Genomic DNA, 7,883 nt, shown 5'->3' with positions numbered 1-7,883 from the left:
GCGGCCGTGGTGCGGCGGGGGCACGATCCGGTGCGGCGCATCGCCCTGGTCGCCGCGGAGCGGCTGCGGCGGCGCGGGATACGGGCGGAGCTGCTGCCCGTGCTGCGCCAGCGGCGGGCGGTGGCGGATCAGGCGGGGCTGAGCGCCGCGGCGCGGCGGCGGAACGCCCGCGGGGCGCTGGAGGCGGTCCGCGGCGGGGCGCCGCGGCTGCGGGCGCCGGGGTGCCGGGTCGTGCTGGTGGACGACGTACTGACGACCGGGGCGTCACTCGCCGAGGCAGCGCGGGCCGTCCGCGCGGCAGGCGCCGGGGACGCGCTCGCGGCGGCGGTCGTCGCCGCGCCGCGGGACGCGTTCGAAGCGGGCCGCGCGTGCGCGCTCCCTTGACCGCGATCTTACGTTTGTGCAGGTAGGAAAGAGGTACACCAACCGGATCGGATCATCCAGGCCTCAGGGGGTGCCGCGGCATCTGAGGCGAGCTATGTTCGATTGTGAGGAGGCTGCGAAGGCGGCGGACGGGCCGAATCCGCCGCATCCGATGGGGTGTCGATCTTGTCGGTGGGGGAGGAGGAGGTGAAACCGGTCCCTCCGCGGGAGGGACCGGCGGCAGAGAACCCCGAGCTCCGGCAAACCACCGGGGCCCAGCGCACCAAGGGACCGGCTTCGCCCGTCAGCTCAGCGGTACGCGGAGCCGTTCCAGAACGGAGTTCTGCGTGGACATCGTCGTCAAAGGCCGCAAGACCGAGGTTCCCGAGAGGTTTCGTCGGCATGTGGCCGAGAAGCTGAAGCTGGACAAGATCCAGAAGTTCGACGGCAAGGTGATCAGCCTCGACGTCGAGGTGTCCAAGGAACACAACCCGCGGCTGGCCGACCGCTGCGACCGGGTGGAGATCACGGTGCACTCCCGGGGGCCCGTGGTCCGCGCGGAGGCGGCCGCGGCCGACCCGTACGCAGCCCTCGACCTGGCGACGGCCAAGCTGGAGGCGAGGCTGCGCAAGCAGCACGACAAGCGCAAGACCAGGCGGCCGGGCAAGGCCCGGCGCACCGCGGCCGAGGTGGGCGCGGTCGTCGCGCACGCGGCCCAGCTCACGGACAACGGGGAGCTGACGACCCCGTCCATGGAGATGACGGGGGAGAGCGAGCCGCGGCAGAACGGCTCTCGGATTCATCGGCGGGGACCGCTGGAAGTGGACGGCGACGGCCCGCTGGTGGTGCGGGAGAAAACCCACGCCGCCCCGCCCATGACGCTCGACCAGGCGCTGTACGAGATGGAACTCGTCGGGCACGACTTCTATCTCTTCGTCGACTCCGACAAAAAGCTGCCCAGCGTCGTCTACCGCAGGCACGCATATGACTACGGCGTGATCCACCTCGATCCTTATCCGATCGAGGAGTCGATGCCGGACGGTGCGGGAGACGCTCTGGGCGGCTGAAAGGCGACGGTACGCGGGCGGCGGGGGCGTCACCCCGCCGCCCGGTCGTGAAATCATGTGCGCGCACGGCAGAGTCGGTGCCTGGGGGCAAGCGTGGCGGAGTTCGAGCTGAGCGGAGCGGGTGAGCCGAAGACGGCGGTCGGTCCCCGGGAGGAGCCGATCCGCGTCCTCGTCGTGGACGACCATGAGCTTTTCCGCCGCGGCTTGGAGATCGTTCTCGCCCAGGAGGAGGACATCCAGGTCGTCGGTGAGGCCGGGGACGGCGCCGAGGCCGTGGACAAGGCTGCCGACCTCCTTCCCGACATCGTGCTGATGGACATCCGGATGCCCCGGCGCACCGGCATCGAGGCGTGCACGTCCATCAAGGAAGTCGCCCCCAGCGCAAAGATCATCATGCTGACGATCAGTGACGAGGAAGCCGACCTCTACGACGCGATCAAGGCGGGCGCGACCGGCTATCTGCTCAAGGAGATCTCCACCGACGAGGTCTCCACCGCGATCCGCGCCGTGGCCGACGGGCAGTCGCAGATCAGCCCCTCGATGGCGTCGAAGCTGCTGACCGAGTTCAAGTCGATGATCCAGCGCACCGACGAGCGGCGCCTCGTGCCCGCGCCGCGGCTGACCGACCGGGAGCTGGAGGTGCTCAAGCTGGTGGCCACCGGCATGAACAACCGCGACATCGCCAAAGAGCTGTTCATCAGCGAAAACACGGTGAAGAACCACGTGCGCAACATCCTGGAGAAGCTGCAGCTGCACTCCCGGATGGAAGCCGTCGTCTACGCGATGCGCGAGAAGATCCTCGAAATCCGCTGACGCCCCGCGGGAGTGCCCGCCGCGGGGCCGCGCCGGCCCGGCGGCCGGTCAGCCCGCGGCCACGGCCTTCTCCGCCGCCCGGGCGAGCGGCGTGTGCAGCTCCGGCGGGCTGACCCGCTCCACCCGCACCGTCTGCGCGCCCACCCAGCTCGCCGCCTCCGCCAGCGCCGCGGCCGTCGGCTCCACGGCCTTCGCCGGCGTCACCCCGACCGGCCGGTCGGCGCCCAGGGTGACCTGGCGGGCGACGAGGGTGCTGCCCTCGCGGCCCGGGTCGACCCGGCCGACGACTTTCCCGCCGGCGAGCACCGGCATGGCGAAATAGCCGTGTATCCGCTTGGGCTTCGGCACGTACGCCTCCAGCCGGTGCGTCATCCCGAAGATCCGCTCCGTCCGCGGGCGGTCCCAGACCAGGGAGTCGAACGGGGACAGCAGCGTCGTCCTGTGCCGCCCCCGCGGGGCGGCCGCCAGCGCCTCCGGGTCGGCCCAGGCCGGCTTGCCCCAGCCCTCGACCTCCACCTCGACCAGCTCGGTGTCCCCCACGACCGCGGCGACCTGCTCGCCCTTGAGACGGTGATAATCAGCCAGGTCCGCGCGCGTGCCCACGCCCAGGGCGCGGCCCGCCTGGCCGACGAGCCGGCGCAGGCACTCCTCGTCCGGCAGGTCGTCGTGGAACAGGCCGTCCGGGATCGCGCGCTCGGCCAGGTCGTACACCCGCTTCCAGCCGCGCCGGGCCGTGACGACCACTTCGCCGGCGTCCAGCAGGGTCTCCACCGCGATCTTCGTCTCGGACCAGTCCCACCACGGGCCGCCGTTCTTCGCCCCGCCCAGGTCCGTGGAGGTCAGCGGGCCGTCGCCGCGCAGGCGCTCGATGACGGCGGCGCGGGAGCCCTGCGGGTCCCGCGGCTGGTGCCAGCGGTAGCCGCGGGCGCGGTTCTTCCGGCGGCGGAAGGCGAACAGCGGCCACTCCTCCATGGGCAGGATGCAGGCGGCATGCGACCAGTACTCGAAGGCGGCCGTCCCCGACCAGTACGCCGATTCCACCGCCTCGCGGCCGACGGCGCCCAGGCGCGCGTACGGCACCAGCTCGTGGGACCGGGCGAGCACCGAGATCGTGTCCAGCTGCACCGCGCCTAGCCGTCGCAGCACCCCGCGGGTGCCGGCCCGGCGGTCGGGCGCGCCGAGCAGCCCCTGGGCGCGCAGGGCGATACGGCGGGCGTCGTCGGCGGAGAGAGACACTTTCGTGGTCATGCCGGCGAGCGTAGGGCCTCCCTCTGACAACCCCCGTGGCGAGGAGCGCGCGGGGCGGGCGGTGCCGGCAGCGCCGGCAGCGCCGTCGCACTCCCGGTGCACCGTCGGACACTCACCGCGACGGCGGCGGCAGGTACGGCAGCCGCGAGCGCAGCCCCACGTCCGAGGGCAGCAGCGACGCCACCCAGGCGTCCCGCCGCGTGCCGTGGTTGACGAACCACGAGCGCAGCGTCCCCTCCATCGTGAACCCCACCCGGAGCGCCACCGCCCGCGACGGCTCGTTGCCGACCTCGGCGAACCACTCCACCCGGTCGATGCCGACCTCCGTGAACGCCCACCGCACCACGGCCCCCGCCGCCTCCGCGGTGTAGCCGCGCCGCCGCTGCTCCGGCGCCGTCCAGTAACCCAGCTCCGCGACGCGCTCCGCGTGCCGCGACGGGGTGAAGCCGACGAGCCCCATCGAACCCACCAGGGCGCCGCCGTCGCGGGTGAAGACGCCGAAGTTGTACTGGCCGTCCTCGCGCCAGCCGGCGGGGCAGGTCTTGAGGACGAAGTCCTCCGCGTGCGCGCGCCCGTACGGCGACGGCACGCGCGTCCAGCGCTGGATGCCGGGGTCCTGGCAGGCGGCGAGCACGGCGTCGACGTCGCCGGCCTCCATGGGGCGCAGCAGCAGGCGGTCGGTGTCCAGGGTGACGGGTTCCATCCACGGATTCTCCGCCTCCGGCTCCCGCCCCCGCCACGGCTTTTCCCGTCGTCTCCGGCCCCGCCGCGGCACCGCCCCGCCCGGCCGCCGGCCGCCGCCGGACGGGGCAGGACGGGGCAGGACGGGGCCGGACGAGGCGGGGGGCGGGGCGCCGCGGCACTTTCCGCGGGGGCCGTACGTTGACACGTACGGTGACGGCACCTAACGTCCCTGGGCTGGACCTCCCGGGGCACCCCCGTCCTCGCATACGATGGCCGGTGCGGCCATGGGCTCCGCGAGGCCCGAGAGGAGCCCCAGAGGACAGGGGCCGCACCAGCGCACCCGACCGTGCCAGGCCCGACCGGCAAGGAGCCAGCCCAAAGTGTCCGTCTTCGGAAAGATCATGCGCGCAGGAGAAGGAAAGATCCTGCGCAAGCTCACCCGCACCGCGGACCAGGTCAACTCCATCGAAGAGGACTTCGTCGACCTCTCCGATGCCGAGCTGCGCGCACTGACCGAGGAGTACAGGCAGCGGTACGAGGACGGCGAGTCCCTCGACGACCTCATGCCCGAGGCGTTCGCCACCGTACGCGAGGCCGCCCACCGGATCCTCGGCGAGCGGCACTACGACGTCCAGATCATGGGCGGTGCGGCGCTGCACTGGGGCTACGTGGCCGAGATGAAGACCGGCGAGGGCAAGACCCTGGTCGGCACCCTGCCCGCGTACCTCAACGCGATCTCCGGCAAGGGCGTGCACATCGTCACGGTCAACGATTATCTCGCCCACCGCGACTCCGAGTGGATGGGCCGCGTCCACCGCTTCCTCGGCCTGTCGGTCGGCTGCATCCTCGCCAACATGCCGCCGGCGCAGCGCCGCGAGCAGTACGGCTGCGACATCACCTACGGGACGAACAACGAGTTCGGGTTCGACTACCTGCGCGACAACATGGCGTGGTCGAAGGACGAACTGGTGCAGCGCGGCCACAACTTCGCGATCGTCGACGAGGTCGACTCCATCCTCATCGACGAGGCCCGCACCCCGCTGATCATCTCCGGCCCCGCCGACCAGGCCACCAAGTGGTACGCCGACTTCGCCAAGCTGGTCACCCGGCTGTCCAAGGGCGAGGCGGGCGACCCGCGCCTGGGCAAGCAGGAGACCGGCGACTACGACGTGGACGAGAAGAAGCGGACCGTCGCCATCCACGAGGCCGGCGTCGCCAAGGTGGAGAACTACCTGGGCATCGACAACCTCTACGAGTCGGTGAACACCCCGCTCGTCGGCTACCTGAACAACGCCATCAAGGCCAAGGAACTGTTCAAGAAGGACAAGGACTACGTCGTCATGAACGGCGACGTCATGATCGTCGACGAGCACACCGGCCGTATCCTCGCCGGCCGCCGCTACAACGAGGGCATGCACCAGGCGATCGAGGCCAAAGAGGGCGTCGACATCAAGGACGAGAACCAGACGCTCGCCACGATCACCCTGCAGAACTTCTTCCGGCTCTACAGCAAGCTCGGCGGCATGACCGGTACGGCCATGACCGAGGCGGCCGAGTTCCAGCAGATCTACAAGCTGGGCGTGGTGCCCATCCCGACGAACCGCCCGCTGGCGCGCATGGACCAGGCCGACCTGATCTACCGCACCGAGGAGGCGAAGTTCTCCGCCGTCGTGGACGACATCTCGGAGAAGTACGAGAAGGGCCAGCCGGTGCTGGTCGGCACGACGTCGGTGGAGAAGTCCGAGTACCTCTCGCAGCAGCTCAGCAAGCGCGGCGTGCCGCACGAGGTGCTGAACGCCAAGCAGCACGACCGCGAGGCCGTGATCGTCGCGCAGGCCGGCCGCCGCGGCGCGATCACCGTCGCCACGAACATGGCGGGCCGCGGCACCGACATCAAGCTCGGCGGCAACCCCGACGACCTCGCCGAGGCCGCCCTGCGCCAGCAGGGCCTGGACCCGGTCGAGCACTCCGAGCAGTGGGCGGCGGCGTTGCCGGCCGCGCTGGAGAAGGCGGAGGAGGCCGTCAAGGCCGAGTACAACGAGGTCAAGGACCTCGGCGGGCTGTACGTGCTGGGCACCGAGCGGCACGAGTCGCGGCGCATCGACAACCAGCTGCGCGGCCGCTCCGGCCGCCAGGGCGACCCCGGCGAGTCCCGCTTCTACCTCTCCCTCGGCGACGACCTGATGCGGCTGTTCAAGGCGCAGCTGGTGGAGCGCGTCATGTCGATGGCCAACGTGCCGGACGACGTGCCGATCGAGAACAAGATGGTCACCCGCGCCATCGCCTCCGCCCAGTCGCAGGTCGAGCAGCAGAACTTCGAGACGCGCAAGAACGTCCTGAAGTACGACGAGGTCATGAACCGCCAGCGCGAGGTCATCTACGGCGAGCGCAAGCGGGTGCTGGAGGGCGAGGACCTGCACGAGCAGGTGCGCCACTTCATGGACGACACCATCGACGCCTACATCCAGGCGGAGACCGTCGAGGGCTTCGCCGAGGAGTGGGACCTCGACCGGCTGTGGCGGGCCTTCAAGCAGCTCTACCCCGTCTCCGTGACGGTCGAGGAGCTGGAGGAGGCCGCCGGCGACCGGGCGGGCATCACCCCCGAGTTCATCGAGGACATGGTCAAGGAGGACGTCCACGCGCAGTACGACAAGCGCGAGGAGCAGCTCGGCTCGGAGATCATGCGGGAGCTGGAGCGCCGGGTCGTGCTGTCGGTGCTGGACCGCAAGTGGCGCGAGCACCTCTACGAGATGGACTACCTCCAGGAGGGCATCCAGCTGCGCGCGATGGCGCAGAAGGACCCGCTGGTGGAGTTCCAGCGCGAGGGCTTCGACATGTTCAACGCGATGATGGACGGCATCAAGGAGGAGTCCGTCGGCTACCTGTTCAACCTGGAGGTCCAGGTCGAGCAGCAGGTCGAGGAGGTTCCGGTGGAGGACGCGGTGCCCGCCGAGGGCGGCGCCGAGCCGCAGGACGCGGTCCCGGCCCCGGCCCCGGCCATCCGCGCCAAGGGCCTCGACCAGCCGCAGCGCCCCGACCGGCTGCACTTCTCCGCGCCGACCGCCGAGGGCGGCGTCGCGGAGGGCGAGCTGGCCACCGACGACGCGAAGGCCGCCACGTCCGGCGGCTCGGGCGGCGGCCGGACCCGGGCGGAGCGCCGCCGGGCCCAGAAGGGCGGCTCGAAGGGCAAGCGGCGCAAGAAGTGACGCCGTAGCACGACGCCGTACGGCGGGGCCGGTCCTGTAGGGCCGGCCCCGCCGTCGTGTGCGCGGCGGGGCCGCCGGCCGGCCGCTCGTCCGTACTGCCGTCCTGTACTGCCTCCGGCCGCCGTACCTCACCCGTACGGGGCCGCCACGGCTCCGTACGGCGCTCCCGGGGTTCCCGGGGGGCCCGCCGCCTGCGGGCCCACCTCGACCGCGGCGCAGCGCCAGCGGCGGTCCGGGCCCAGCTCCAGCCGGAAGGCCAGCGCCCGCAGCCGGTCGCCCACGGCGACGCGGGCGAACGCCTCGATGACGTCCGGCGCCGGCCGGCAGTAGCCGCACGCCCGCAGCTGCGGGCGCGGGCCGGCGCGGAGCGGCAGCGCGTCGGCGAACGCGGCGAGTTGGTCGTACGCGCGGCCGGTGGTGTGGCCGAGCAGCCAGTGCATCGGCCGTTGCCCGCTGAGCACGAGGACCAGCCGTTCGGCGAACCACTCGTGCGGCCGCAGCT

7 protein-coding genes are annotated in these 7,883 nt (G+C 71.8%); 4 read left to right on the top strand and 3 right to left on the bottom strand.

Features of this window, described 5'->3' with window-relative positions; all coding sequences use genetic code 11:
• The 3 genes from ABD317_RS30430 to ABD317_RS30420 all read left to right on the top strand — a co-directional run.
• The coding region (locus ABD317_RS30430; RefSeq protein ID WP_344294034.1) for a phosphoribosyltransferase family protein at nucleotides 1–384 on the top strand (384 nt) is incomplete at its 5' end.
• A 326-nt stretch (nucleotides 385–710) separates the two neighbouring features.
• Nucleotides 711–1,430 carry a ribosome hibernation-promoting factor, HPF/YfiA family gene (gene hpf, locus ABD317_RS30425; protein ID WP_027754404.1) on the top strand — a complete coding sequence of 240 codons (720 nt, stop codon included), beginning with the start codon at nucleotides 711–713 and terminating at the stop codon, nucleotides 1,428–1,430.
• A 93-nt stretch (nucleotides 1,431–1,523) separates the two neighbouring features.
• Nucleotides 1,524–2,243: a response regulator gene (locus ABD317_RS30420; RefSeq protein ID WP_027754403.1), complete on the top strand. Its 720-nt coding sequence runs from the start codon at nucleotides 1,524–1,526 to the stop codon at nucleotides 2,241–2,243.
• 48 nt (nucleotides 2,244–2,291) lie between these two features.
• On the opposite strand, the gene ABD317_RS30415 is transcribed toward ABD317_RS30420, so the two are convergent.
• The gene (locus ABD317_RS30415; RefSeq protein WP_344294032.1) at nucleotides 2,292–3,491 is read right to left on the bottom strand and encodes a winged helix-turn-helix domain-containing protein; all 1,200 of its coding nucleotides are present in this window, start codon (nucleotides 3,489–3,491) and stop codon (nucleotides 2,292–2,294) included.
• 112 nt (nucleotides 3,492–3,603) lie between these two features.
• A complete protein-coding gene (locus ABD317_RS30410; RefSeq protein WP_344294030.1) occupies nucleotides 3,604–4,194 on the bottom strand; it encodes a GNAT family N-acetyltransferase in 591 nt (196 codons plus the stop codon).
• Between the two features lie 361 nt (nucleotides 4,195–4,555).
• Here ABD317_RS30410 and secA point away from each other — a divergent pair, with 361 nt between their 5' ends.
• Complete coding sequence (secA, locus tag ABD317_RS30405; protein ID WP_344294028.1) at nucleotides 4,556–7,381, top strand: preprotein translocase subunit SecA; 2,826 nt, start codon at nucleotides 4,556–4,558, stop codon at nucleotides 7,379–7,381.
• 128 nt (nucleotides 7,382–7,509) lie between these two features.
• Here the strand turns inward: secA and ABD317_RS30400 are convergent.
• Nucleotides 7,510–7,883 (bottom strand): Rv3235 family protein (locus ABD317_RS30400; protein ID WP_344294026.1); only part of this gene is annotated, 374 nt, incomplete at its 5' end.

Origin of the sequence: Streptomyces synnematoformans, assembly GCF_039531005.1 — a bacterium.
GTDB lineage: Bacteria > Actinomycetota > Actinomycetes > Streptomycetales > Streptomycetaceae > Streptomyces > Streptomyces synnematoformans.
Note: the sequence above shows the minus strand (reverse complement) of the source record. Positions and strands in the feature narration are given on the sequence as shown.

Bases quoted from the DNA above. Each gene is read 5' to 3' on its own strand.
- ABD317_RS30415 (WP_344294032.1), bottom strand. From the start codon at position 3,491: ATGACCACGAAAGTGTCTCTCTCCGCCGACGACGCCCGCCGTATCGCC.
- ABD317_RS30410 (WP_344294030.1), bottom strand. From the start codon at position 4,194: ATGGAACCCGTCACCCTGGACACCGACCGCCTGCTGCTGCGCCCCATG.